This is a genomic window from Methylophilus sp. DMC16 (genome assembly GCF_056314045.1).
This window is the reverse complement of sequence record NZ_JBQUZC010000001.1, coordinates 734,737-759,939: the sequence shown is the minus strand read 5'-3', so window position 1 is coordinate 759,939 and position 25,203 is coordinate 734,737. Positions and strand designations below refer to the sequence as shown.

Sequence of the window (25,203 nt, the reverse complement as noted above, 5' to 3'; positions counted from 1 at the left end):
AGCATTACTTTTCACTGGCCGCTTTAAATTTACCGTAACTCATCAGACGCTGGTAACGTGTCTCCAGCAACTGCGGTATTTTTTTGGCTTGCAATGCTTTCAACTGTTGGCCGATCGCTTGCGAGACCTTCTCCATCACATCTTCATAATTACGATGTGCGCCACCCAGCGGCTCGTTGATAATGGTATCAATCAAGCCCAAAGACTTGAGCCTGTCTGCGGTAATGCCCAAGGTTTCGGCGGCTTCCGGGGCCTTGCTGGCGCTCTTCCACAAAATGGACGCACACCCTTCAGGCGAAATCACCGAGTAAGTGGAATATTGCAACATATTCAAATGATCCACCACGCCCAAGGCCAGCGCACCACCAGAACCGCCCTCACCGATCACCACGCCAATAATCGGCGTTTTCAGTTCGGCCATGACATACAAATTGCGTGCAATCGCTTCTGACTGGCCGCGCTCTTCAGCCCCAATGCCGGGATAGGCGCCTGGCGTATCAATAAAGGTGATAATCGGCATCTTGAACTTTTCGGCCAGACGGAACAGGCGCAGCGCCTTGCGGTAGCCTTCAGGACGCGGCATACCGAAATTGCGGTATTGGCGTTCTTTGATATCGCGGCCTTTTTGATGGCCCATGACCATGACCGGAATGCCTTTAAAGCGCGCAATGCCGCCGACAATGGCCGGGTCATCTGCATAGGCACGGTCGCCATGCAACTCCTGGAAATCAGTAAACAAGGCATTGATATAGTCTGCAGTATAGGGGCGCTGCGGATGGCGGGCCACCTGGGAAATCTGCCAGGCAGTCAAGGCCTGGAAGGTATCCTGCAATAACTTGGTATTCTTCTTTTGTAACAAATCCAGCTCTTTGGAAATATCCAGAGAGTCATGCTCGTCATGCGAAACTTGCAGCGCGTCAATCCGCTTTTCCAGTTCGGCAATCGGTTGTTCAAAATCAAGATAAGTCAGTTTACTAGGCGTTAAACGTTTTACACTCATTGGAATTCCAATATGAATTCTTTAGAAAAAAGTTCAGGCATTATAAAGGATTTTGACGTTTTCTTTAGACAACCAGCCCTGTAAATTGTGTAGCAGGTCGTCATGCAGCACGACTTGCCAGTCATCGCCTAGCATCAAACTCACCTGAGCAGACTGGTTATGGTAGTCGACTTTGATCGGACAACGCTTCTGTTCCTCACCGGCGTAGCGATAAGGCGTCAATACTGTCATGAGACGCTGCACATCCGAAGTGCCATTGCAGCTCAAGGTCAGCATTTGCGCAAAACGGTTACGCACGGCGGCCAGATCATAGAGTTTACGGGCGCTGACGCGGATGCCACCGGAGAACTCATCATTACTGATGCGCCCTTCTACCACCAGCAGCTGGTCTTCCTTGATCCACTGTGCGTGCTGATTCAACAGTTCGCTACCGACGACCACATCCACGCGACCGACGGCATCATCCAGCGTCACAATCGCCATTTTCCCACGCTGCGTCATGCGGACACGTACACCCATGACCACCCCGGCCAGCAGTTTCGGCTGCTCTTGTGGCGCAAGCTCACCCAGATTGCCTTTGATAAAGGGGCCAAGCTGCGCTTTGTAGCTTAAATAAGGGTGACCACTCAAGTAAAAACCCAGCGCCGTTTTTTCTTCTTGCAAGGCCTGCTCAGGGCTCCAGGCGGCAATATCCGGTAAAGCATGCTGCGTTTCGATCACCCCGCCAAACAGGCAATCTTGCCCGGCGTGTGCCGCGCCCTGCTCTGCGACACTGATCGCCCTATCCAGGCCCGCCAGCAACGCAGCCCGGTTAGGTTCCAGCTTGTCAAAAGCGCCGGCGCGGATCAGGGATTCAATCACCCGACGGTTGACCTTGCGCAAATCCAGGCGCTGACAAAAATCGAATAAGTCTTTGAAAGGGCCTTGAGACTGACGGGACGCCATAATCAACTCAATCGCCGCCAGGCCGGTGCCTTTAATAGCGCCCAGGCCGTAAAGCACCTGCTGCGCATTGAGCGGCTTGAACTGATAGACACTGGCATTGATGTCTGGCGGCAACACTTCGATATGATTGGCGCCGCAGTCATCAAAAAACGTATGCACGTTATCGGTATTGTTCATATCGGCAGACATGGTCGCCGCCAGAAAAGCCGCCGGGTAATGCGCTTTGAGGTAAGCGGTATGATAAGCCACCAAGGCATACGCTGCCGCATGCGACTTGTTAAAGCCGTACCCCGCGAACTTTTCCAGCAAGTCAAACAAATCGTTGGACTGCTGCAAGGTCAGGCCATTTTTGAGCGCACCTTCATTAAAGATTTCGCGCTGTTTGACCATCTCTTCCGGCTTTTTCTTACCCATGGCGCGGCGCAGCAAGTCGGCGCCGCCGAGACTATACCCGGCGACCACCTGGGCGATCTGCATCACCTGTTCCTGATACACGGCAATGCCGTAGGTTTCCTTGAGAATAGATTCGGTCGACGGGTGCGGGTATTCCACGCGCTGCGTGCCATGTTTACGGCGGCAGAAGTCTGGAATCAGATCCATTGGGCCAGGACGGTACAAGGCAACCAGCGCAATAATGTCTTCAAACAAGTCTGGCTTGGCTTGCTTAAGCATGTCTTTCATGCCGCGCGATTCCAACTGGAACACCGCTGTCGTATTGGCTGTTTTCAGCAGATGGTAGCTACGCTTGTCATCGAGCGGAATCGTCTCAAAACTCAGTGGTGGCAACGTTTCTTGCGCGCGCTGCGCATTGGCGTTTTCAAGCGCCATATTCAGGATAGTCAGCGTGCGCAGGCCCAAAAAGTCGAACTTAACTAGGCCGACCGCCTCCACATCATCTTTGTCGTACTGACTGACCAGGCTATCGCCATTGGGCTGGCAATAGACGGGCGAGAAATCTGAAATCTTGCCAGGCGCAATCAACACCCCCCCGGCATGCATACCGATATTACGCACTAGGCCTTCCAGCCGCAGTGCCAAAGACAGTAATTCTGCAACCTCTTCTTCTTTTTCGCGGCGCTCTTGCAGTTGCGGCTCTTTTTCCAGCGCGGATTCGAGCGTGATGCCGAGTTCCATCGGAATGAGTTTGGCGATGCCATCGACAAAGTTGAACGGCAAATCCAGCACGCGGCCCACATCGCGGATCACCGCTTTGGCCGCCATGGTCCCGAAGGTGGCGATCTGAGACACCGAAGCCAAGCCATATTTGTGCTTGACGTAATCGATGACGCGATCTCGCCCTTCCTGACAGAAGTCAATATCAAAGTCGGGCATGGAGACCCGCTCCGGGTTTAAGAAACGCTCGAACAGCAGGTTGTATTTGAGCGGGTCGAGGTCGGTAATCCCCAAACTGTAAGCGACCAAAGACCCCGCACCGGAGCCCCGGCCTGGTCCGACTGGCACGCCGTTGTTTTTTGCCCAGTTAATAAAATCGGCCACGATCAAAAAGTAGCCAGGAAACCCCATCTGAATGATGATGCCGCACTCAAACTGCAAGCGCGCTTCGTATTCAGCTCGTTTGGCTTCCCGCAGCTGTTCATCCGGGTACAAATAGGCCAGGCGGTGCTCCAAGCCTGCTTTAGACTGGTCCACCAGATATTGATCCAGACTCTCACCATTAGGCGTCGGAAAATCTGGCAGATAATTTTTCCCCAAAGTCAGCGTCAGGTTGCAGCGCTTGGCAATCTCCACCGAGTTTTGCAAGGCGATGGGCATATCGGCGAACAAAGCCTGCATTTCTGCCTGGGTTTTCACATACTGGGTGGCGACAAAACGCTTGGGTCTACGGGTATCGGCCAGCACATAGCCTTCCGCGATACAGGTGCGCGCCTCGTGCGCCATAAAGTCATCCGGCGTCTGGAACTGGATCGGATGCGTTGCCACCACAGGTAAATCGAGCTGCTGTGCAATGGCGATGGTTTGTCTGATCAATTGCTCTTGGGCATAGGCTTCGGTATTGCCGGGCACATGTACGCGCTGAACTTCCAGGTAGTAGCGGCCTTCAAATACCCCGGCCCAGTGTGCTGCCGCTTGCAAGGCTTGAGCCTGGTTGCCAGCCTGCAGTGCCAGTCCAATGTCACCGGCAGTAAAGCCCGACAGCAGCAATAGCCCTCCGTTTTTTTGCTGTAACCACTCGGGTTTGATTTCTGCCCGTTCACGGTACTGGTTCTCCAGATAGGCGCGACTGAGTAATTCACACAGATTGCGATAGCCCTGCTGCGTTTGTACCAGTAACAGCAAGCGGTGAGGCTGGTCGCGCTGGAGCGGATTCTCGATCCAGACATCACAGCCCAGAATCGGTTTGAGCCCCTTGCCACGGGCAGCCTTGTAAAACTTGATCGCCCCAAACAGGTTAGCCAGATCGGTCAGCGCAATCGCTGGCATGGCATCACTTTTTGCAGCCTTGACGTAATCATCAATGCGCACCGTGCCATCCACAATGGAATACTCACTGTGGCAACGCAGGTGAATAAATGCAGGTTGGAGAGAGGGTGTTTCAGGCGCTTCCATCACTTTATTTTAACCGCCAACCTGCTTTTTTGTACCCATGCCGACGACAAATAATGTCATTGACAGCCTCAAAAAAGCCATGCAAACCTCGTAAAAAATGGATTGTTGATAGTTGTAAAAAATTGAAACGAACCGGGATTATGTTCTATGATGGCAGGCGTTTTTGTCATAAGCGATAGATCACATGCCCAATGCCACTGCCCTGCTCGATGACCCGATACTGGTGGAGGACGAGCTGCCTGCCGTGGGGCAGCCCCTGCCGTATTTCCAGCTAGTTAACCGCGAGCTTGAGGACGTTGCGCTGGATGCCTTTGCAGGTCAGCGCAAGATACTGCATTTCTTCCCGGGCATTGATACGCCCACCAGTGCTAACAGCGTGCGTATTCTTGAGCGCATGGCGCTAGATCTGACTAACACAGCCATCCTGCATATTTCACCGGATTTACCATTCACCATGGCCCGCTTCTGCGCCATGGAAAGCCTGCCGCAATGCATGACTTTATCCACCTTGCGTGGCCGCGACATGCTCAAGAATTATGGCGTGCTCATGATGACCAGCAAACTGGCAGGCCTACCTGCACGCGCCATCATCGTCGCGGACGAAAATGACCGCGTCCTCCACGTTGAATTGGTCAAGGACCTGGTCATGGAACCAGACTACGAAGCCGTGCTTGCGGTGCTGCCCGCCTGATTCCCTTACTTTTTATGTGGTTGATTGCGTTGCGCTGACACGTTAAAGTGCTTGTTTAAGTTTTATTCATCACATTTTGGAGAACACTATGTCTAGCGTTACGCTCAAAGGAAATCCGGTCGCGGTTGGCGGTAAATTTTTAACCAAAGGCGACAAGGCTCCTGATTTTCAATTGGCAGATGCCAAACGCAACCTGCTTGGTCTGGATGCGTTTTCAGGCAAGCGTAAAGTCTTGAACATTTTCCCTAGCATTGATACGCCCACCTGCGCCACCTCAGTGCGCACCTTCAACAAGGAAGCCAGTAGCGTCAGCAACACCGTCGTGCTGTGCGTGTCTGCAGACCTGCCTTTCGCACAAAGCCGTTTCTGCGGTGCAGAAGGTCTGGAGAATGTTGTAACCCTGTCTACCTTCCGCGATACAGCCAAATTTGGCAATGATTATGGCGTCCTGATCACCGATAGCAGCCTGGCAGGCCTGACTGCACGTGCAGTGGTTGTACTAGATGAGAACAATCAGGTATTGCATAGCGAACTAGTTGGCGAAATTGCTGACGAACCAAACTATGCTGCTGCCTTGGCAGTCCTCAAATAAGTCAGCAGATTTGAGTAATAAAAAAGCCAGCATTAAGCTGGCTTTTTTATTACTGCTTTTATATTGCTAAAGACCCGTCTTAAATACTTTTAAACGCGCTTGAACAACAAGCTGCCGTTAGTCCCACCAAAACCAAAATTGTTTTTGAGGGCATATTCAATCTGCAAGTCACGTGCCGTGTTAGCACAGTAATCCAGATCGCAATCCGGATCAGGATTCAACAGATTGATGGTCGGTGGTGAAACCTGATGGTAAATCGATAACACCGTAAAGACCGACTCCAGACCGCCTGCGCCACCGAGCAAGTGACCAGTCATCGATTTGGTCGAATTGACTACCAGCTTGTAGGCATGATCGCCAAACGTTGCCTTGATGGCATTGGTTTCGTTGGTATCGCCCAGGGGCGTCGAGGTCCCGTGCGCATTCATGAACTGGACTTGGTCCGGGTTCACCCCTGCGTTTTTGAGCGCGTTCACCATGGAGCGGCGTGGACCGTCCATATTCGGTGCGGTCATGTGATAGGCATCGGCACTCAAGCCGTAACCTGCCACCTCTGCATAAATTTTGGCACCGCGTGCTTTAGCATGCTCATACTCTTCGAGTACCATCACCCCTGCACCTTCACCGATGACAAACCCATCACGGTCTTTATCCCAGGGACGGCTGGCCGTCGCGGGATCGTCATTGCGTGTAGACAAGGCTCGCGCAGAGGCAAAGCCACCGACACTGAGCTCGGTAATGGCGGCTTCTGCCCCACCTGCCACCATGACATCGGCGTCACCATACTCAATCATACGTGCGGCTTCACCAATGCTATGGGTGCCTGTGGTACAGGCAGTCACCACCGCAATATTCGGCCCCTTGAGACCCAACATGATGGACAAATTGCCCGAGATCATGTTGATGATGGTGCCAGGGATAAAGAATGGCGAGATCTTGCGTGGGCCACCTTCGTCATAACTGTCGTTAGTGGACTCAATCAAGCCCAAACCACCAATCCCGGAACCAATGGTCACGCCAATGCGTTCTGCATTTGCGTCGGTCACTTCCAGGCCAGAATCACGGAAAGCCTCCAAGCCAGCAGCCAGACCGTACTGGATAAAAGTATCCATGCGGCGTGCATCCTTGGCTGGAATAAAGTCTTCAGCGTTGAATCCCTTAACCTCACCTGCGATTTGCGAGGCAAATGGGGTAGGATCAAATTTAGTGATACGGGTAATGCCTGATTGACCAGCGACCAGATTGTTCCAAGCGGTTTGGGTACCAATCCCTACTGGAGACACCACGCCCAAGCCAGTTACTACTACTCTGCGTTTCGTCATAATAGAAAATCAGCCCTCTTGCGAGGGCTGATTGAAGAATGAAGTCAATGAATTACTTGAGGTTTGCGTTGACGTAGTCAATCGCTTGCTGCACTGTAGTGATTTTTTCAGCTTCTTCGTCAGGGATTTCGCAATCGAACTCTTCTTCCAAAGCCATTACTAATTCTACGGTGTCCAGAGAATCTGCACCCAGATCATCTACGAAAGATGATGTGTTTTTTACGTCAGCTTCGTTTGCACCCAATTGTTCACAAACGATTTTCTTTACGCGTTGTTCGATGTCGGACATCTAAAATACCCCTTTGTTGATAAGTGTCGTGTACAGTAAACCAGTATTCTAGCAAAACTTGCCCAGAATACCAAAGAAACTAAATATTAAGCGCAGTACATGCCGCCATTGACATGGATGGTTTCACCCGTGATATAAGCGGCCGCTGGCGAAGCCAGGAAAGCCACTGTCGCCGCGATTTCATCCACAGCCCCCAAACGCCCAAGCGCAATACGCTCCAGCATTTTGGTCTTGATATCGTCAGGCAGTTCAGCGCTCATATCCGTGGCAATAAAGCCAGGCGCCACACAGTTCACGGTAATACCGCGACTGCCGACTTCTTGCGCCATAGACTTGGTAAAACCAGTCATCCCAGCCTTGGCCGCTGCGTAGTTGGTCTGCCCGGCATTGCCCATATGACCCACCACGCTGGAAATGTTGATAATACGTCCCTGACGCGCTTTCATCATTGGACGCAATACCGCCTGACTCATGCGGAATACGGACTTCAGGTTGGTCGTCAAGACCGCATCCCAGTCTTCGTCTTTCATGCGCATGAGCAAGGTATCTTTGGTGATGCCGGCATTATTCACCAGGATGCTGACATCCCCATACTGCTCGGCAATCTGCTTTAATACCGCCTCAATTTGTTCAGGCTGTGTCACATCCAGCGACATCCCGACGCCGTTGACCCCAGCTGCTTTCAAATGGGCGGTGATTGCTTCTGCGCCACTGGCAGAGGTCGCCGTACCAATCACGGTGGCTCCCTGCTTGCCCAGGGCTTGTGCAATCGCTGCGCCTATGCCGCGGCTGGCGCCCGTCACTAATGCGATTTGTTGGTCAGACATGGTCTCTCCCTTATTGCGTAATCAATGTTTGCATGGCTTCGTCATTGACGAGCGCAACACAGCTCACCTCGGCCACAATGCGCTTTGCTAAACCAGCCAGCACCTTGCCGGGGCCACATTCAGCGGCACTCAGCACCTCTTGTGCAGCCAGCTGTTGCACGGTCTCCACCCAGCGGACCGGGCTATAGAGCTGGCGAACCAGCGCGTCTTTAATCTGCACGACATCCGCGTAGGCTGCGACATCGGCGTTATGCAAGACAGGCACAACCGGCGCCTGTACATTCACGCCATTGAGATATTCGCGCAGCTTTTCAGCCGCCGGCTGCATGAGGTCGCAGTGCGAAGGCACGCTGACAGGCAATGCTAGCGCACGCTTGGCCCCTTTCGCCTTGGCTAACTCCATGCCACGCTCAACCGCCGCTTTGTCACCGGCAATGACAACCTGGCCTGGTGAGTTGAAGTTAACGGGCTGCAAGACTTGACCTTGTGCCGCCTCGGTACAAACAGCACGCACGGTATCATCATCCAGCCCCAAGATCGCTGCCATGGCCCCCTGGCCTTCCGGCACGGCTTGCTGCATTACCTGGGCGCGAAATTTTACCAGTGGCAAGGCATCCGCAAACGAAATGGCATTGGCTGCAACCAGTGCAGTGTACTCACCGAGACTATGCCCCGCCATCGCGGTTGGCAACTGGCCACCCAGCGCCTGATAAACACGCCAGGTAGCAATACCCGCGGTCAGCATGATGGGTTGTGTGTGTTCCGTCAGATTAATTTCTTCATTTGGCTCGGTGGCCATTTTCCAGAAATCTACCCCCAACACAGCCGAGGCTTCGTCAAAGGTTTGTTTAACGATGGCATGGGCTGCAAGTCCTTGCATCATGCCCACAGACTGTGAACCTTGACCAGGAAAGAAAAAAGCAAATTTAGACATATTGATTCAGTTATTTATTCAATTAAAACGGTCATGCAAGCACGGCATGCTTCATTGTTGAACCTTGGTACTGTTAGTACTGGTTAGTACTTTACCAGGACTGAGCCCCAGGTAAATCCACCACCAAAGGCCTCCATGAGCAAGGTATGTCCACGCTGGATGCGCCCGTCACGTACAGCCACATCCAGTGCGAGCGGAATTGAGGCTGCGGAGGTATTGCCATGGCGATCCACCGTCACGACGACTTTATCCATCGGCATTTCCAGTTTTTTGGCCGTTGCCTGCAAAATACGGATATTAGCCTGATGCGGCACCAGCCAGTCAATATCTGACTTTTGCATCTGGTTCGCTTCCAGCGTCTCATCGACGATCTGATCCAGTGTATTGACCGCCATTTTGAACACCGGATTCCCTTCCATCACCACCGTGTCAGGCCCATCAGGATTGCGCGGCACATGTAAATAGGTTTCGTAGTTGCCATCGGCGTGGATGTGGGTAGAAAGAATACCGGGTTGCTCACTGGCTTGCAGGATCACCGCACCGGCACCGTCGCCCCATAAAATGCAGTTGCTGCGGTCGCTGTAATCAGTAATACGGGTGAATGTATCCGCCCCAATCACCAGGACATTGCGGGACTGGCCAGACTTGATGAACTGGTTGGCGGTGGTCAGCGCATAGACAAAGCCACTGCATACCGCCTGTACATCAAAAGCGGGACAGCCGCTGATGCCCAATTTGCGTTGCACCATGGTCGCCACACTTGGGAAAATCTTGTCAGGCGTGGTTGTTGCCACAATAATCAGGTCGATCTGTTCAGCCGCGATGCCGGCCGCGTCAATCGCTTGACGCGCCGCGTGGGTCGCCAGATCGCTAGTACGTTCATCCGTGACGCGGTGGCGTTGCTTGATGCCAGTTCGGGCGTAAATCCACTCATCGGTGGTATCCACCATTTTTTCCAGATCGGCATTGGTCAAAATATGGGGTGGCAGGTAGCTTCCAGTACCTGCAATGCGAGCGTAAATCATTCGTGCGATTATGCCTTAATTGGTTTGAAACACCTAACAAAAAGGGGTTCAGGGTTGCTCGGAGGTCGTCAGATGCTCAATCTCCAACTGCGACTGAATACGCTTGAGGACACCGCTCTGCGCCTCTTCCATCGCGACATGAATCGCATGGTAAAAGCCCACGCTGTCTGCGCCACCATGACTCTTGACCACAATGCCACGCAAGCCCAAAAAGCTTGCCCCATTATAAAGTCTTGGATCTACCCGCTTTTTAAAGGCTTTTAGCACCGGAAAAGCGCCCAGCGCCATTAACTTGGTCAACCAGTTACGTTTAAATTCCTGGGTGAGGAATTTACCCATCATATGCGCAAGGCCTTCGGTGGTTTTCAACGATACGTTGCCCACGAAACCGTCACAAACGACCACGTCTGTCGTGCCCTTGAAGATATCGTCGCCTTCTACATTGCCGTAAAAATTCAAATGACTGCCGCGTAACAACTCCGCCGCCTGCTTGACTACCTCATTGCCCTTGATATCTTCAGAACCGATATTGAGCAAACCGACGGTTGGATTCGGCTTATTGGTCAGGCAGCTCACCACCATCGCGCCCATAATGGCAAACTGGTACAAATGCTCAGGTGTACAGTCGGCATTCGCCCCCAGATCCAGCATAAACGTACTGCCTTTTTCAGAGGGTAAAGTCGAGGCAATCGCTGGCCGGTCAATCCCGGGCAAGGTTTTGAGGACAAAGCGCGCAGTCGCCATCAACGCACCAGTGTTACCGGCACTGACGCAAGCCTGCGCTTCACCCGTTTTAACCATATTAATGGCCACCCGCATAGAAGAATCTTTTTTGTTCTTCATCGCACTTTGTGGCGACTCATCCATCAACACCACTTCACTGGCATGGCGGATACGCAATCGCGGCCCCGGCTGGACATTCAAGACCTTAAGCTCGGATTCGATTGCCTCTTGCAGGCCGACCAGGATAATGTTTAATTCAGGATTTTCGTTCAGAATTCGAACTGCCGCGGGCACAGTCACATGCGGACCGTGATCTCCTCCCATGGCATCAATGGCAATCACTACTTCATGTGAATGCACGTGTTGACCAGTTGTCATGTGATTTTCCAAGTTTGTTAACTTTGCGCGTTTAAGCGCAGCCATCACAGCGGCTTACGTCAGATACGCAAACGCCGCGCATTTTACTGCGCGGCGCGTTTTAAAGCGGTTGGCTTTAATGTGGCGATTATTCGCCTTTTGCAGGCATCACTTTGCGGCCACGGTAAAAACCGTTAGGACTCACGTGATGACGCAAATGCACTTCACCTGTGGTTGGCTCAATTGCCAAAGGTGGGTTAGTCAAAAAGTCGTGGGAACGGTGCATACCACGCTTGGAAGGTGTCTTTTTGTTTTGCTGAACGGCCATTTAAGTTACTCCAATATCAAACCGCCACACCTCATGTATCGAAGCTCAATGACAGTTTATAAAACAAACTCGGTTATTAATAAATTAAAAATGCTACCTAATCCAGCATTATAAAATAACTCAGGGACAACTGCAAATAAATCATGCAAATATCGCTTTTCATTGGTTTATTTGCCATGATTCGCGGCATGAACACCCAGCTTACGGGGTTATTTGTCCAGCTTCAACTGCTTGAGCACAGCAAATGGATTCGGCTTTTCACCCGCAGACTGTTCTAATTGTGTACACGCCTCTTCATGCATGACAGAGATAGGCAGCGCCATCAACAACTCATCCTCGACCAACACTTCCAGTGACGACTCATCCGTAGATTCCAGCCAATCCACCGTTTCATCTTCTAGCAATGCTTCCGGCGGCTCATCACAAAGCGCAAATTCAAAGGTCATCTCTAGCGACTCTGGCATGGGCTCAAAGCAGCGCTGGCACACCAGCGGCAAAGTCGTCTGCAAACTCAGCGCCAGCATAGGCAGCGACACCTCACCAAAATAGCGGGATGGCAAGCCTTGCAACCGATAATGCACCTGTATGCCGTCGAGGGCGGCCGCATCCGTCACTCCTAGCGCTTGCAACGCCTCATGTAACCTGGGCATAGCGCTCAGCGCTAACGCCCCCTCAACGGTTTTTTGCTGCTTTGCCAGCTCCTGAAAATGCGCCATGATCTTTACCAAACAATTCAATCAACTATTAAGCCGGCACTATAACAAACTCAATGATCATTGACGACTAAAACACGGACAAGGCCAGCACTAAAATGACAGGCCTCTGTTTAAGCGCAAGGTTTGTTGTTATAATGACACCGCATCACGCGGCGCTCTGTTCAAGGGCGCACCCATGGTGCCGGTTTGCCTGATCGGCCATTTGTTGCTGTAGCAAAGACGACTCCAAACCACAACCAAATCAACTCAAATCGTTTTATATTCAGTCTCCTGGAGATTGAAAAACTCGGTTGAGTTACTAAAAGACTCTAGTCCTTTTTTCTTGCTTTAAGGGTAATGTGTGTTTAAGAAAATTTTAGTCGCGAATCGCGGTGAAATTGCGGTGCGCATCGTGCGTGCCTGCTCTGAAATGGGCATTAAATCGGTAGCTATTTACTCCGATGCTGACCGCCATGCGTTGCATGTTAAAAAGGCAGACGAAGCCTATAACATTGGCTCAGACCCTGTCGCAGGCTATCTGAACGCACACAATATAGTCAACATTGCTGTGGCTGCAGGCTGTGACGCCTTGCATCCTGGTTATGGCTTCCTGTCAGAGAATCCGGAACTTGCTGAAGTCTGCGCACGTCGCGGCATCAAGTTCATTGGTCCTGATGCCGACGTCATCCGTCAAATGGGTGACAAGATCCAGGCACGTAATGCCATGATTAACGCAGGTATTCCTTGCGTGCCAGGCAGTGAAGGCAATCTGGAATCGGTAGAGGCCGCGGTGACTTTGGCCAATAAAATTGGCTATCCCGTGATGCTCAAGGCGACGAATGGTGGCGGTGGCCGCGGAATTCGTCGTTGCGACAACGAGAAAGAGCTGCTCAGTAACTATGACCGTGTCATTTCAGAAGCCAGCAAAGCCTTTGGCAAGCCAGAAGTCTTTCTCGAAAAGTGCGTGGTGCATCCGCGCCATATCGAAGTGCAAGTGCTGGCCGACTCACATGGCAATGTCATTCATTTGTTTGAACGCGATTGTTCCATCCAGCGTCGTAACCAGAAGCTGATCGAGATCGCCCCCTCTCCACAACTGACTCAAGCTCAACGTGAATATATTGGTGGTCTGGGCGTGAAAGCCGCTAAAGCTGTTGGCTATGAGAACGCAGGCACGGTTGAGTTCTTGCTGGATTCAGACAATAACTTTTACTTCATGGAAATGAACACTCGCTTACAGGTAGAGCATACTGTGACCGAGACCATTACTGGCGTTGACATTGTTCAACAGCAGATTCGTGTTGCGGCCGGCTTACCGCTGCAATACAAGCAAAGTGAAATTGCTTTCCGTGGCTTTGCCATGGAGTACCGGATTAACGCAGAAGACCCGAAAAAAGACTTTTTGCCCAGCTTTGGTAAAATCACCCGCTACTATGCGCCCGGCGGTCCGGGTGTGCGTATGGATGCGGCGATTTACAGCGGATATGTCATCCCGCCTTACTACGACTCCATGTGTGCCAAACTGACAGTTTGGGCCCTGGATTGGGAAAGCGTGATTGAACGCGGTCGCCGTGCCTTGAATGACATGATTGTCTATGGCGTCAAAACGACCATTCCATACTACCAGCAGATCATGCAGCATCCGGACTTCCGCGCCGCTGATTTCAACACCAGCTTTGTGGAGCAACACCCCGAGCTGACTGAGTACGACGTAGGATTACCCAAAGAGTTGATGGCAGCCGCCATTGCGGCTGCGATTGCCGCCCACGAAGGCATTTGATTAACCCGCATTGCAAGATATTTATTTAGATCGACAAGACTATGAGCAAAATACATGTCACCGAACTCGTTTTAAGAGATGGTCACCAATCCCTGATTGCAACGCGCATGCGCACCGAAGACATGCTGCCGATCTGCAGCAAGCTGGATGAGATTGGGTTCTGGTCTCTCGAAGCCTGGGGCGGTGCAACCTTTGACGCTTGCGTCCGATTTTTGAAGGAAGATCCGTGGGAACGCCTGCGCAGCTTGCGTAAAGCCTTGCCCAATACGCCTATCAATATGCTGTTGCGTGGCCAGAACTTGCTGGGCTACCGCCATTACTCTGATGACGTCGTGCATGCCTTTGTCAAACAGGCAGCCGATGCCGGTGTCGATGTGTTCCGTATCTTTGATGCGATGAACGACATCCGCAACCTGAAAACCGCGATTGAAGCCGTTAAATCTGTCAAGAAACATGCCATCGGTACCCTGTCCTTTACGACCAGCCCGGTGCATGATGTGGCCTACTTTGTGAGCATGGCCAAAGAGCTTGAGGCGCTGGGCTGTGACAGCATTGGCGTCAAGGACATGGCCGGCCTGCTGACACCCACCATGGCTGCCGAACTGGTCAAAGGTCTGAAGGCTGCGGTCAGCGTGCCCGTACACATGCACAGCCATGCCACCTCCGGTCTGGCCAGTATGGTCTTGCTCAAGAGCGTGGAAAGCGGCGTGGATATTATTGATACCTGCAACTCTTCATTCTCCGAAGGTGCCAGCCATCCGACCACAGAAAGCCTAGTGGCCGCATTGAAAGGCACGGAATACGACACAGGCCTCGATTTGGGCAAGTTGCAGGAAATCACCGCCTACTTCAAAGAAGTGCGCAAGAAATACTGGCAATTTGAAAGCGAGTTTACCGGCGTGGATACCCGCGTTCTGGTCAACCAGGTACCAGGAGGCATGATTTCCAACCTGTCCAACCAGCTGAAGGAACAAGGTGCGCTTAACCGTATGGACGAGGTGCTTGCCGAGATTCCACGTGTGCGTCAAGATCTTGGTTATCCTCCGTTGGTGACGCCCACCTCACAAATCGTCGGGACACAAGCTGTACTGAACGTATTGACCGGTGGCCGCTACAAGTCCATTACCAACGAAGTCAAAAATTACTTGTTAGGCCAATATGGCAAAGCCCCTGCGGCAGTGAATGCTGAGGTGCGTAAACAAGCGGTCGGCGATGCTGAAGTCATTACCTGCCGTCCAGCAGACTTGCTGCAACCGGAAATGGTCAAGCTGCAGTCCGAGGCCGAGCGCTTTGCCAATAACGAGCAAGATGTATTGACCTATGCCATGTTCCCGGACATCGGTAAAACCTTCTTGCAAGAACGCAATGCAGGCTCATTGAATCCAGAGCCCTTGTTGAGCAAAGATGCGGTCACCCAGCAAACAGCAGCCGCCCGTTATGCACCGAATGAATTCAACATTACCCTGCATGGTGAAACCTACCATATCAAGCTGACCGGCAGCGGTCACGCGGGTGAAGAACGCAGACCTTACTATGTCAAGGTAGACGGCATTTCTGAAGAAGTGTTTGTTGAGACCTTGAGCGAAATGGAAGTCAGCGGTGGCGGCAGTAACGGCAGCAAGAAAAAAGCCGCTGCAGTCGCCGCGAGTGGGCGTCCACGCCCTCACCATCCAGGCTGCGTCACCACGGCAATGCCAGGCACGATAGTGACGGTAAAAGTGAATGTGGGTGACAAAGTCAATGCCGGTGATGGCGTGTTGGTGATCGAAGCCATGAAAATGGAAAACGAGATCCAGGCCAGCAAATCGGGCACCGTGGTTGCCATTCATGTGACCAAGGGCGACAGTGTCACGCCAGATGAAACACTGATTGAAATTCAACCTGAATAATGACAATCAACAAAAATCCCTGAAGCAATTCAGGGATTTTTGCTTTTAAGCTGCCTGATCCATGAAACAATCACTGATTCTTGCCTCCTCTTCACGTTACCGTCGTGAAGTACTGCAAAAGCTGCATTTACCGTTTACCTGCTTGTCACCAGAGATTGATGAAACCCCGTGGCCAAATGAAAGCCCCGAACAGACTGCTTTGCGCTTGGCAGAGGCCAAAGCCCGCAAAGTGGCAGAAACCCAGCCTGATGCGCTGATTATTGGCTGCGACCAGGTCGCGACCGTGGATGGTATGCAGATAGGTAAACCTGGTAATCATGCCAATGCTGTCACGCAACTCACCATGCTCAGCGGCAAAGAGGTGGTTTTTCATAGTGCCTTGTGCCTGTATGACAGCCAACGGCAGCACCTTCAAGCCACCATCGTGCCCTATTTCGTTAAATTCAAATCCTTAAGTGCCAGCCAGATCGAGACCTACCTGCACCTTGAACAACCTTATGATTGTGCAGGCAGTGCCAAATCTGAAGGCATGGGCATCGCGCTGCTGGACTATATGCGGGGCGATGACCCGAATGCGCTGATAGGACTGCCCTTGATTGCCTTGGTCGAGATGCTGCGACAAGCGGGTGTAGACGTATTATCGGCTTCAACTCGATAGCATAAAACAAAGTCGTGTGTTAACTTTTGAACGGCCAATGCGTTTAGGCAGTCTCATGCTTAAAACGCAAATAACCTATAACGAAAGGATACACATGCGACTCAGCACCCTGCTATTTTTCTCCATGGGGACGGCTGCATTGACGTACGCAGCCGCTGCACAAGCGGAAACCACCCTCACCAGCCCACAATCTGACCAGACCAGTGTGGCGGTGACGATTTATAATGAAGACCTTGCGTTGGTCAAAGACAGTCGCAAGTTAAAGTTAAGCAACGGGCTTTCTGCCGTTTCTTTCCGCGATGTCAGTGCGCAGATCAAGCCTGAAACTGCCTTATTGCGTAGCTTGCTCCCTAACACCAGCTTGCAGGTGCTGGAGCAGAACTTTGACTTTGACTTGCTCACCCCGCACAAACTGCTGGAAAAATATGTCGGACAACAAGTCACCGTGATTCGTACCAACCCGACCACAGGTGCCGAAACTGAAGAAACAGCCACCGTACTCTCTGCCCAGGATGGCCCGGTGCTCAAAATAGGTAACCGTATCGAAACCGTGATCCCGGGCCGTATCGCCTATCCTAACGTCCCCGGCATGCTCAAAGACCGTCCAACCCTGACGACGCAGTTGCAATATAAAGGCGGTGAACAGTCCACTCTGGAGCTCAGTTACCTCACAGGCGGCTTGCAGTGGAAAACCGACTATGTCGCTGAGCTCAGCAGCAAAGAGGATGCGATAGATCTGTCTGGCTGGGTCACGCTCACCAATACCAGCGGCACCAGCTATCCCAACGCAAAAGTGCAACTGGTGGCAGGGGATGTCAACCGTGTGCGTGAAGTGATCCACCCCAAAACCATGATGATGCGCGCGGATGCCATGGTCGCCGAAGCCGCCATGCCCACCGAGCAAGCATTACTCGAATATCATTTATACACCCTGCCACGCCCCACGACCATTGCAGAAAACCAAACCAAACAAGTGGCCTTGCTTTCTGCGCAACATATCCCGGCGCATAAAGAACTGGTACTGAATGGCTCGGAGTATTATTTCCAGGGTCAGTATCCTGATATCGACAAAAAACTCAAAGTACAGGTCTTTGTAGAATTTGATAACAAAGAAAGTAGCCAGTTGGGCATTCCTCTGCCTAAAGGCACCATGCGCGTTTACAAAAAAGATCACGACGGCACGGCACAGTTTGTGGGCGAAGACCAGATCGACCATACACCAAAGAACGACACGGTGCGCCTCAAACTTGGCAATGCCTTTGATGTGACGGCTGACCGTGTGCAAACCGATTTTAAAAACCTGAGCAAGCAAAACCAGCCACCCGTGTATGAAAGCGCTTATACCATCACTTTGCACAACGCGAAAAAAGAAGCGGTCACCGTCACCGTGCAAGAGCCGATTGCAGGTAGCTGGAAAATACTAAGCGAATCACAGCCACACCAGAAAACCAGTGCCCACCAGGCCAGCTGGAAAATCAATGTGCCTGCCGATGGCGATACCACGCTGAAATATCGTGTGCAGGTGAAATATTAGCCTGCCACACTCCCGCTCAACATGCTTCAAGGGCGTCAACAAAAGCATTCTTGCAAAAGAATGCTTTTTTGCTGTCTGGCCGTGGGATAATCACGCTGTTTAACTCATTAAGATTGCCATGACTGCTGGAACCCTCTACTTTATTCCCGTCCCCCTCACGGAAGACACCACGCCCCAACAAGTCGTACCGCCTGAAGTCATACAACGTATGCACAGCTTGCGTCACTTTATCGTCGAGAACGAAAAAACGGCCCGTCACTTTCTAGGCGCCAGCGGGCACCCAGTGCCTATGCGTGAAATCACGCTCACGGTGCTGACTAAAGATACACCGAATAAAGACCTGCAAAAGTTACTGCAACCTGTGCAACAGGGCATGGATGTTGGCTTGATGAGTGAAGCCGGTTGTCCGGGTATCGCCGATCCAGGGGCCGCGCTCGCCGCCGTCGCTCATCACAAAGGCATACGCGTCTCCCCGCTCATCGGCCCCAGCAGCTTGCTGCTGGCACTGATGGCCAGCGGCTTGAACGGCCAGAGATTTACGTTTTTAGGCTATCTTTCCAGCGATAAAAATGAACGTATCAGAACCATCAAAGGCATTGAGTTTGACTCAAAAAAACAGCAAGCTACCCAGCTGTTTATTGAAACACCCTACCGCAATCAGCATGTATTAGAAGACCTGATTGCTAACCTGCAAGCACAAACAAAATTATGTGTAGCCTGCAATGTGTCAGGCAAAGAAGAATTGATTGTGACAAAAACAGTGGCTGACTGGAAGAAAGCACCCCTGCCTGATTTGCATAAAAAACCGACCGTTTTTTTGCTGCTAGCCTAAGGGATCAAAAACGTACCACCCTCACACCAGAGGCACCCTCGGGATTGGAGGCTGCCTGCTGCGCCTGATCATAATCATGTTGCGCTTGCAACACCTCATTCATATGCGTCTCAGACCAGTCCCGCAATGCGGCTAGCAGGCCCACCAGCGTGTTCCCCAGCGGGGTCATCTTGTACTCCACTCTTGGCGGCACCTCAGGATACACCGTACGCGCAATCAGCCCGTCCCGCTCCAACCCACGCAATGTTTGTGTCAGCATCTTTTGTGAAATTCCACCAATCTCGCGCTGCAAGGTGCTAAACCGCTTGGTTTCATTCTCCAGCAACCCCAATACCAGCACCGTCCACTTATCTGCTATCCGGTTCAACATCAAACGTGTCGGGCACGCTGCCTGATACGCATTCCAGCTACTGACAATCTGCAACGGTTGTTCTATCTCTTCCAGCATGGCTTTCCCTCGGTATCTAAGACGTTCAAGTGAGTGACAAGTGCATAAGTTACTTTAAGGTGCCTACTTACTAAAAGTAACTATTGAAATTATGATGCGCAACACCTATAGCACGCAAGCATTTTCAACTCACTTAAGGAAGCCATATGCATCTATTCAAATCGCTGCTCACCACCTTGCTATTCACCACCCTGTTAACCAAAGGAACCCTCACCATGGCACAAGACCAAACGCAACAAAACAAACAACTGCTGGCAGACTTTGCCACTGCCGTCTTTGTGAAAAAAGACCTTAGCCAACTGCCCAACTTCATGCAGCCAGGCTATATTCAACACAACCCGCTCGTGCCACAAGGCCTGACTGGCTTCGAGCAGTTTTTTAGTGCCTGGTTTAAAGCTGTACCAGACTGGCACTATCAACTGGAAAAGCTGGTCGCCGAAGGGGATACCGTTTGGGCGTATGGCGTGTATTCAGGGACACAAAAAGGCGACTGGTTAGGCATCCCGGCTACAGGCAAGCACTACAGTATTTACGCCGTGGATATTTTCAGGATCGAGAACGGTAAACTGGCCGAGCACTGGGATGTGCTGGATGCTTATGGCTTGTTCAAACAACTAGGCGTTATTCAGTAACTTTCACCGATTAAAAAGGCCTATCCAAGATAGGCCTTTTTTGCGCCTACAGCAATATCCGCTACCGCACTGCTTAAAGCGATTTAAACTATATGATCCAACCGCGGTATTAATCAATCAGTACATCGCTGTTGAAAAAACGCATGCAACACAATCATTACCGAGAAACGGAATGAATAGGCCGCACAAGTGGGCTATTTTTTATGGGGGTTTTCATAGCGGATAAAGCGATGGTGATTGTAGAAGCCGTTTAAAAAAGCACTCTTGGACAAGAATTGTTTTTAAGTACTCTCGTGGGATAATCCGGCTTTGCAATCTCCTCTATCTCTTTGGCTGCCATCCTTGATACTTCATTTTATGCGTAAATCTCTGATTGTTAATCTGCTGATCAATTAGTGAGTGCCGGACATGTCAGATCAAGAGCACAGACGCATCGCACATATTGATATGGATGCTTTTTTTGCATCTTGCGAATTGTCACGCTACCCGGAGTTGAAAGGCTTGCCCATGGTGGTGGCCGGTGGCTCCTCACATGTGCCGAGGATCAGAGAAGATGGTACACGCGAATTCTCGCGCTTGCGTGATTACGCAGGGCGCGGCGTGTTGACCACAGCCACCTACGAAGCGCGGGCGCTAGGCTTGAACTCGGCCATGCCCACCATGCAGGCAGCCAAACTCGCGCCCGATGCGGTCTTGCTACCGGTCAACTTCGAACTCTATCGCCATTACTCGCAGTTGTTCAAAGCAGCGATTCGTAGCATCAGCCCGCAGGTGGAGAATATTGGGATCGATGAAGTCTACGCCGATGTTTCAACGCTGCCAGGAGACGCCACCGAGATTGCACAACAGCTGAAATCGGCCGTATTTGCGGCCACCGGCCTGACCTGTTCTGTCGGGATCGCCCCCAATAAACTATTGGCAAAGTTATGCTCTGAAATGCAAAAGCCAGATGGCATCACGGTCATCACGATGTCAGATGTCCCCAGCCGCATCTGGCCGATGGCGGCAAAAAAGATCAATGGCATTGGTCCCAAAGCCAGTGCAAAACTCGAATCGTTGCAGATTAAGACCATAGGCCAAATCGCAGCTATGAGCGAAGCCTGGCTTGTTCAACATTTTGGCAATCGCTATGGCCGGTGGTTATACCGTGTTTCTCGCGGGCAGGACGACAGACCGGTCGTGACAGAAAGCGTCCCGGTCTCCATGAGCAGGGAGACCACTTTCGAACGCAACTTGCATCCGGTGAGAGACAAACCAGCACTGAGCGAGGCATTTACCCGCTTATGTGAACGTGTCGCCAACGATCTGCAAAAGAAAGGCTATACCTGCTGCAAGGTCGGGATCAAGCTGCGTTTTGAGGACTTTAAAACGGTCACGCGCGACCTGACATTGTCCACGGCGATCAGCGATGCGAAATCGTTACGGCTTTTTGCTGGAAAATGCCTGAAAAGGATAGATTTAGACAAGAGGATAAGATTGTTAGGCGTTAAAGTCAGCGGTCTGCTGCGTGCTGATCGTATAGACCAAACAGATTCAGCGCAATTTACCCTAGACTTTGACGAGTAAGACGCACACGCGTTTAAACTCGGGGCTAGACGGCTACTGCCCCCGCATAAACATCTTGTCCAAATCGGCCAAACTCACCTGAAACCAGGTGGGTCTGCCGTGATTGCACTGCCCGCTTCTTTCAGTCGCTTCCATATCACGCAACAAGGCGTTCATTTCAGTAATGGTCAGTTGCCGGTTAGCACGAACGGCAGCGTGGCAGGCCATGGTACCCAGTACTTCGTTTTGGCGTTCTAGCAGCACGCGGCTGGCGCCATATTCGTGTAAGTCGCGTAATACAGCACGGGCCAACGCGACGGCATCGGCATCTTGCAGCATGGTGGGGATGGCACGAATGGCAATCGTGGTGGGTGACAAGGTAGCCAACTCAAAGCCCAGTTGCTGTAATGTGTCGCTGCCTTGCAAGGATTGCAGCGTGGCAACTTCAACTTTTTCGGCATAAAAACTGATGGGGATCAGCAACGGCTGAGTTGCGATGGCCTGCTCGCTCAGGGCATTTTTCAGGCGCTCGTACATGATGCGCTCATGCGCGGCGTGCATATCGACCACCACCATGCCTTGGGCGTTTTGGGCAAGGATATAAATCCCATGCAACTGCCCCAGCGCAAACCCCAACGGGTATTGTTGCGGCAGATCTGGCGTGGGTTGTATCGGCTGATCCAAGGCCGCCACCGTAGCAAACACCTCTAAAGAATTACTTTCAAGGATGGTCGCTTGATCCATCGCGGCCGGTTTTAAGTCGCCGTAAAGTTGACCATAAAACTGCTGCGCCATGTCACCCCCGTTGCTGATATTGGGGGGGTAGCTGCCGCCAAAGACCGGGCGATTGTGCAGTGGCATTTCCACCTGTTCGCGTGGCATGCTAAACACAGAGGCATCCGTGCCTGGGCGGAAGGGATTAAAAGGCGCTTGCACGGGCTGGCTGGCTTGTATCTCGGCGGAGGTTTTACCCAGGGCCTTGTGCAGGCTATGAAAAATAAAGCGGTGTACCGCTTGCGATTCGCGGAAGCGGACTTCGGTTTTGGCGGGATGCACGTTGACATCGACCAGGGAGGGATCCAGCTCAAGAAACAGCACAAAGGCCGGATGTTTATCGCCGTGCAACACATCCTGATAGGCTTGCTTGATGGCGTGCGCAATCAGCTTGTCGCGCACAAACCGGCCATTCACAAACACATATTGGCTATCGCGGCTGTGGCGCTGGTAAGTGGGCGAAGCGGTCATCCCCCACAGGCGCAAGCCACCGCTATTCTCTTCTATCCAGAGACTTTGTGCAGCAAATTCGCTCCCTAACACATCTGTGATGCGTTGCTGCGGGGTATTGGCCGCCAAGCGGCTAATGGCTTTGCCATTGTGTTGCAACAAAAACCCGATATTCGGACGCGACAGGGCGACGCGGGTAAAGGCATCTTCACAATGGCCAAACTCGGTATTTTCGGTTTTGAGAAACTTGCGCCGCGCCGGGGTATTAAAGTACAAATCATGCACCTCAACAATGGTGCCTGCATCCAGCGCAGCCGGGCTCAGCTGCGGCGCTTGCGTGCCTTCTGTGGCGATTTGCCAGGCATGGCTGGCGCTTTGCTGACGGCTGGTGAGCACAGTACGCGAGATAGAGGCGATACTGGCCAATGCCTCGCCCCTGAAACCCAGGCTGCCAACTTGTTCGAGATCTTCAAGGCTCTCAATCTTGCTAGTGGCATGCCGTGTCAGCGCCAGGGCCAATTCATCCTTGGCAATCCCGTGACCATTGTCGGTGACTTTCAACAGCTTGATACCGCCTTGTTGCAAGGCTACCTGAATCTGCGTGCTGCCTGCATCCACACTGTTTTCAAGCAGCTCTTTCAGGGCGGAGGCTGGGCGCTCAACCACCTCACCGGCGGCAATTTGAGAAATCAGTTGATCGGGGAGAAGTTTAATTTGCATCTTGGCATTTTAAACCGTTTGGTAGAATGACTGTATGTTCTCACAAGAATTTCAGGCGTATTTATCTCGCTTTACCCTCGCCCGCCAGCTGGGTCGCCAACATCATTTTTATGTCGGGCCCACCAACTCAGGCAAAACCTATCAGGCACTCGAAACCCTGCGCCAGGCTGAGTCTGGCGTTTATCTCGCGCCGTTACGTCTGCTGGCAATGGAGGTCCGCGACCGGCTGATGCAGGCGGGCGTCCCTTGCAATCTGGTGACTGGCGAAGAACGTGTCATGGTGCCCGGTGCCAGACACACCGCCTCCACCATCGAAATGCTGCGGCCAGACCGCGCCGTAGACGTCGCAGTGATTGATGAAATCCAGATGCTGATGGACCCTGACCGTGGCAGTGCATGGACGGCGGCACTGGTCGGGGTCCCGGCAAAACAAGTATTTATCTGCGGGGCCAACAGCGTCACCAGCAGCTGTACCCGGGTGCTAGATGCGCTCAACGAGCCCTACACTCTCACTCATTTACAGCGCATGACACCGTTGCTGATCGAAGAACATAGTATTTGCGGTGCACGCTACCACGCCGCCAAACTACGCAAAGCCCTGCAAACCGGTGATGCCATCATCGCCTTTAGCCGCAAAGATGTGCTGACACTGGCTGCGCGTATCCGCCAATGGGGGCTGTCCGTCGCCACCATCTATGGCGGTCTTTCACCTGAAGTCCGCCGCGTCGAGTCTGCACGTTTTGCCAGCGGCGAGGCGCACATCCTGGTCGCCACAGATGCCATAGGCATGGGGCTCAACCTGCCGATTCGCCGCGTGATTTTTGCCAATATCCATAAATTTGACGGCATCGCCTCGCGGCCGCTCAACGCCACCGAAATGCGCCAGATCGCCGGTCGGGCCGGACGCCATGGCTTGTATGACACGGGCTATGTCACCGTCCTGGAAGACGACGAGCAATGGCATTTACAGGCCATGTTAGACGCCGATGACACGGTGCCACCGTTTGCCCTGCCGATTGCGGTTGGTGGCGGGGATATTGAAGCGCTGAGTTTACGCATCCCTACCTGGCGACTGGCCGAATGCATGGAGTACCTGCACAAGCAATATGCCAGGTCACCCGGCCAGCATGTCTTGCAGTGGCAAGTGACAAGCCTGCAACACCAGCAAGCCATGCTGATAGACCAAACCGCACCGCAACTCTGCATGCGGGACAAATACCGCTTGATGTGCGCCCCGCTCGCGATCCAGGTGCCGATTGCACGGGACTATTTTTTGCAATGCGTACAAGCCGTCGCTACGCAACAAGCCAGGTCATTGCCGCAAATGCCAGAATGGCTGAATGGCCAACAGGCGCAATATCTGGAGCAGGCCGAACTCATATGCCAGCATTTGAGCTTGTATAGCTGGTTATCGTATCAATATCCACGCATCTTTGCGGATAGCGCATTGATTGATGACGCCAGGAAAAAGCTCAATGGTTTTATTGGTCGGGCGTTGAGAGTTCAGGCGGGCTATGGCAAGACGCAGCGAGAGGCGGAATTAGGGCAATACTTTTAACAAATTTTTTACCAAGCGCACTTCCGGCGTCCTTTTCGCCTGTAGGCAAAAATAAGTCCGATCATCGAATGACTTTTGAACCAAGTA

At 52.2% G+C, this 25,203-nt stretch carries 22 protein-coding genes; 10 read left to right on the top strand and 12 right to left on the bottom strand.

The window, feature by feature from the left end; all coding sequences use genetic code 11:
* Positions 1 to 4: 4 nt before the first annotated feature.
* Both ACT53D_RS03750 and dnaE read right to left on the bottom strand, forming a co-directional pair.
* A complete protein-coding gene (locus ACT53D_RS03750; RefSeq protein ID WP_194747675.1) occupies positions 5 to 1,000 on the bottom strand; it encodes an acetyl-CoA carboxylase carboxyltransferase subunit alpha in 996 nt (331 codons plus the stop codon).
* Positions 1,001 to 1,033: 33 nt separating this feature from the next.
* Entirely contained in the window at positions 1,034 to 4,513 is a 3,480-nt protein-coding gene (gene dnaE, locus ACT53D_RS03745; protein ID WP_476154543.1) for a DNA polymerase III subunit alpha, read from the bottom strand.
* 184 nt (positions 4,514 to 4,697) lie between these two features.
* On the opposite strand from dnaE, the gene tpx (ACT53D_RS03740) reads away from it, so the two are divergent.
* Both tpx (ACT53D_RS03740) and tpx (ACT53D_RS03735) read left to right on the top strand, forming a co-directional pair.
* Entirely contained in the window at positions 4,698 to 5,204 is a 507-nt protein-coding gene (tpx, locus tag ACT53D_RS03740) for a thiol peroxidase (RefSeq protein ID WP_194747677.1), read from the top strand.
* Between the two features lie 88 nt (positions 5,205 to 5,292).
* Positions 5,293 to 5,796, top strand: coding sequence for a thiol peroxidase (tpx, locus tag ACT53D_RS03735; protein ID WP_194747678.1), 504 nt, complete (start codon positions 5,293 to 5,295; stop codon positions 5,794 to 5,796).
* 89 nt (positions 5,797 to 5,885) lie between these two features.
* On the opposite strand, the gene fabF is transcribed toward tpx (ACT53D_RS03735), so the two are convergent.
* The 8 genes from fabF to ACT53D_RS03695 form a co-directional block, all read right to left on the bottom strand.
* Complete coding sequence (gene fabF, locus ACT53D_RS03730; protein ID WP_194747679.1) at positions 5,886 to 7,118, bottom strand: beta-ketoacyl-ACP synthase II; 1,233 nt, start codon at positions 7,116 to 7,118, stop codon at positions 5,886 to 5,888.
* 52 nt (positions 7,119 to 7,170) lie between these two features.
* Complete coding sequence (gene acpP / locus ACT53D_RS03725; protein ID WP_018985321.1) at positions 7,171 to 7,407, bottom strand: acyl carrier protein; 237 nt, start codon at positions 7,405 to 7,407, stop codon at positions 7,171 to 7,173.
* 86 nt (positions 7,408 to 7,493) lie between these two features.
* Positions 7,494 to 8,234: a 3-oxoacyl-ACP reductase FabG gene (gene fabG / locus ACT53D_RS03720; protein ID WP_476154540.1), complete on the bottom strand. Its 741-nt coding sequence runs from the start codon at positions 8,232 to 8,234 to the stop codon at positions 7,494 to 7,496.
* 10 nt (positions 8,235 to 8,244) lie between these two features.
* A complete protein-coding gene (gene fabD / locus ACT53D_RS03715) occupies positions 8,245 to 9,168 on the bottom strand; it encodes an ACP S-malonyltransferase (protein WP_476154538.1) in 924 nt (307 codons plus the stop codon).
* Positions 9,169 to 9,251: 83 nt separating this feature from the next.
* Positions 9,252 to 10,193, bottom strand: a complete 942-nt coding sequence (locus ACT53D_RS03710) for a beta-ketoacyl-ACP synthase III (protein WP_228518732.1) — start codon at positions 10,191 to 10,193, stop codon at positions 9,252 to 9,254.
* Positions 10,194 to 10,241: 48 nt separating this feature from the next.
* Complete coding sequence (gene plsX, locus ACT53D_RS03705) at positions 10,242 to 11,294, bottom strand: phosphate acyltransferase PlsX (RefSeq protein ID WP_194747684.1); 1,053 nt, start codon at positions 11,292 to 11,294, stop codon at positions 10,242 to 10,244.
* Positions 11,295 to 11,421: 127 nt separating this feature from the next.
* Positions 11,422 to 11,601, bottom strand: a complete 180-nt coding sequence (gene rpmF / locus ACT53D_RS03700) for a 50S ribosomal protein L32 (protein WP_018985326.1) — start codon at positions 11,599 to 11,601, stop codon at positions 11,422 to 11,424.
* Positions 11,602 to 11,810: 209 nt separating this feature from the next.
* Positions 11,811 to 12,317, bottom strand: a complete 507-nt coding sequence (locus tag ACT53D_RS03695; RefSeq protein WP_476154536.1) for a YceD family protein — start codon at positions 12,315 to 12,317, stop codon at positions 11,811 to 11,813.
* Positions 12,318 to 12,657: 340 nt separating this feature from the next.
* Between ACT53D_RS03695 and ACT53D_RS03690 the strand changes: the two genes are divergently transcribed.
* The 5 genes from ACT53D_RS03690 to ACT53D_RS03670 all read left to right on the top strand — a co-directional run bounded on the left by ACT53D_RS03690 (position 12,658) and on the right by ACT53D_RS03670 (position 18,989).
* Positions 12,658 to 14,076, top strand: coding sequence for an acetyl-CoA carboxylase biotin carboxylase subunit (locus ACT53D_RS03690; RefSeq protein ID WP_275355359.1), 1,419 nt, complete (start codon positions 12,658 to 12,660; stop codon positions 14,074 to 14,076).
* A 41-nt stretch (positions 14,077 to 14,117) separates the two neighbouring features.
* The gene (gene oadA / locus ACT53D_RS03685) at positions 14,118 to 15,965 is read left to right on the top strand and encodes a sodium-extruding oxaloacetate decarboxylase subunit alpha (RefSeq protein ID WP_275355360.1); all 1,848 of its coding nucleotides are present in this window, start codon (positions 14,118 to 14,120) and stop codon (positions 15,963 to 15,965) included.
* Positions 15,966 to 16,026: 61 nt separating this feature from the next.
* Positions 16,027 to 16,623 carry a Maf family nucleotide pyrophosphatase gene (locus ACT53D_RS03680; RefSeq protein ID WP_313987685.1) on the top strand — a complete coding sequence of 199 codons (597 nt, stop codon included), beginning with the start codon at positions 16,027 to 16,029 and terminating at the stop codon, positions 16,621 to 16,623.
* Positions 16,624 to 16,717: 94 nt separating this feature from the next.
* On the top strand, positions 16,718 to 18,157 hold the full coding sequence (locus ACT53D_RS03675; protein WP_338654280.1) for a DUF4139 domain-containing protein: 1,440 nt from the start codon (positions 16,718 to 16,720) through the stop codon (positions 18,155 to 18,157).
* A 118-nt stretch (positions 18,158 to 18,275) separates the two neighbouring features.
* Positions 18,276 to 18,989: an SAM-dependent methyltransferase gene (locus tag ACT53D_RS03670; RefSeq protein ID WP_476154533.1), complete on the top strand. Its 714-nt coding sequence runs from the start codon at positions 18,276 to 18,278 to the stop codon at positions 18,987 to 18,989.
* Positions 18,990 to 18,993: 4 nt separating this feature from the next.
* On the opposite strand, the gene ACT53D_RS03665 is transcribed toward ACT53D_RS03670, so the two are convergent.
* Positions 18,994 to 19,437, bottom strand: coding sequence for a winged helix-turn-helix transcriptional regulator (locus ACT53D_RS03665; protein WP_476154531.1), 444 nt, complete (start codon positions 19,435 to 19,437; stop codon positions 18,994 to 18,996).
* A 146-nt stretch (positions 19,438 to 19,583) separates the two neighbouring features.
* Between ACT53D_RS03665 and ACT53D_RS03660 the strand changes: the two genes are divergently transcribed.
* Positions 19,584 to 20,069: an ester cyclase gene (locus tag ACT53D_RS03660; RefSeq protein ID WP_194747692.1), complete on the top strand. Its 486-nt coding sequence runs from the start codon at positions 19,584 to 19,586 to the stop codon at positions 20,067 to 20,069.
* Positions 20,070 to 20,477: 408 nt separating this feature from the next.
* Positions 20,478 to 21,635 carry a DNA polymerase IV gene (dinB, locus tag ACT53D_RS03655; RefSeq protein ID WP_476154529.1) on the top strand — a complete coding sequence of 386 codons (1,158 nt, stop codon included), beginning with the start codon at positions 20,478 to 20,480 and terminating at the stop codon, positions 21,633 to 21,635.
* A gap of 33 nt (positions 21,636 to 21,668) precedes the next feature.
* On the opposite strand, the gene mutL is transcribed toward dinB, so the two are convergent.
* Positions 21,669 to 23,558 carry a DNA mismatch repair endonuclease MutL gene (gene mutL, locus ACT53D_RS03650; protein ID WP_476154527.1) on the bottom strand — a complete coding sequence of 630 codons (1,890 nt, stop codon included), beginning with the start codon at positions 23,556 to 23,558 and terminating at the stop codon, positions 21,669 to 21,671.
* A 34-nt stretch (positions 23,559 to 23,592) separates the two neighbouring features.
* On the opposite strand from mutL, the gene ACT53D_RS03645 reads away from it, so the two are divergent.
* The gene (locus ACT53D_RS03645; protein WP_476154525.1) at positions 23,593 to 25,116 is read left to right on the top strand and encodes a helicase-related protein; all 1,524 of its coding nucleotides are present in this window, start codon (positions 23,593 to 23,595) and stop codon (positions 25,114 to 25,116) included.
* The last annotated feature ends 87 nt before the right edge of the window (positions 25,117 to 25,203 follow it).

Bases quoted from the DNA above. Each gene is read 5' to 3' on its own strand.
- dnaE (WP_476154543.1), bottom strand. From the start codon at position 4,513: ATGGAAGCGCCTGAAACACCCTCTCTCCAACCTGCATTTATTCACCTG.
- mutL (WP_476154527.1), bottom strand. From the start codon at position 23,558: ATGCAAATTAAACTTCTCCCCGATCAACTGATTTCTCAAATTGCCGCC.
- ACT53D_RS03710 (WP_228518732.1), bottom strand. From the start codon at position 10,193: ATGATTTACGCTCGCATTGCAGGTACTGGAAGCTACCTGCCACCCCAT.
- ACT53D_RS03645 (WP_476154525.1), top strand. From the start codon at position 23,593: ATGTTCTCACAAGAATTTCAGGCGTATTTATCTCGCTTTACCCTCGCC.
- ACT53D_RS03750 (WP_194747675.1), bottom strand. From the start codon at position 1,000: ATGAGTGTAAAACGTTTAACGCCTAGTAAACTGACTTATCTTGATTTT.
- plsX (WP_194747684.1), bottom strand. From the start codon at position 11,294: ATGACAACTGGTCAACACGTGCATTCACATGAAGTAGTGATTGCCATT.
- ACT53D_RS03675 (WP_338654280.1), top strand. From the start codon at position 16,718: ATGCGACTCAGCACCCTGCTATTTTTCTCCATGGGGACGGCTGCATTG.
- ACT53D_RS03670 (WP_476154533.1), top strand. From the start codon at position 18,276: ATGACTGCTGGAACCCTCTACTTTATTCCCGTCCCCCTCACGGAAGAC.
- tpx (WP_194747677.1), top strand. From the start codon at position 4,698: ATGCCCAATGCCACTGCCCTGCTCGATGACCCGATACTGGTGGAGGAC.
- tpx (WP_194747678.1), top strand. From the start codon at position 5,293: ATGTCTAGCGTTACGCTCAAAGGAAATCCGGTCGCGGTTGGCGGTAAA.
- ACT53D_RS03660 (WP_194747692.1), top strand. From the start codon at position 19,584: ATGCATCTATTCAAATCGCTGCTCACCACCTTGCTATTCACCACCCTG.
- fabD (WP_476154538.1), bottom strand. From the start codon at position 9,168: ATGTCTAAATTTGCTTTTTTCTTTCCTGGTCAAGGTTCACAGTCTGTG.
- ACT53D_RS03680 (WP_313987685.1), top strand. From the start codon at position 16,027: ATGAAACAATCACTGATTCTTGCCTCCTCTTCACGTTACCGTCGTGAA.
- dinB (WP_476154529.1), top strand. From the start codon at position 20,478: ATGTCAGATCAAGAGCACAGACGCATCGCACATATTGATATGGATGCT.
- acpP (WP_018985321.1), bottom strand. From the start codon at position 7,407: ATGTCCGACATCGAACAACGCGTAAAGAAAATCGTTTGTGAACAATTG.
- fabF (WP_194747679.1), bottom strand. From the start codon at position 7,118: ATGACGAAACGCAGAGTAGTAGTAACTGGCTTGGGCGTGGTGTCTCCA.
- oadA (WP_275355360.1), top strand. From the start codon at position 14,118: ATGAGCAAAATACATGTCACCGAACTCGTTTTAAGAGATGGTCACCAA.
- rpmF (WP_018985326.1), bottom strand. From the start codon at position 11,601: ATGGCCGTTCAGCAAAACAAAAAGACACCTTCCAAGCGTGGTATGCAC.
- ACT53D_RS03665 (WP_476154531.1), bottom strand. From the start codon at position 19,437: ATGCTGGAAGAGATAGAACAACCGTTGCAGATTGTCAGTAGCTGGAAT.
- ACT53D_RS03695 (WP_476154536.1), bottom strand. From the start codon at position 12,317: ATGGCGCATTTTCAGGAGCTGGCAAAGCAGCAAAAAACCGTTGAGGGG.
- fabG (WP_476154540.1), bottom strand. From the start codon at position 8,234: ATGTCTGACCAACAAATCGCATTAGTGACGGGCGCCAGCCGCGGCATA.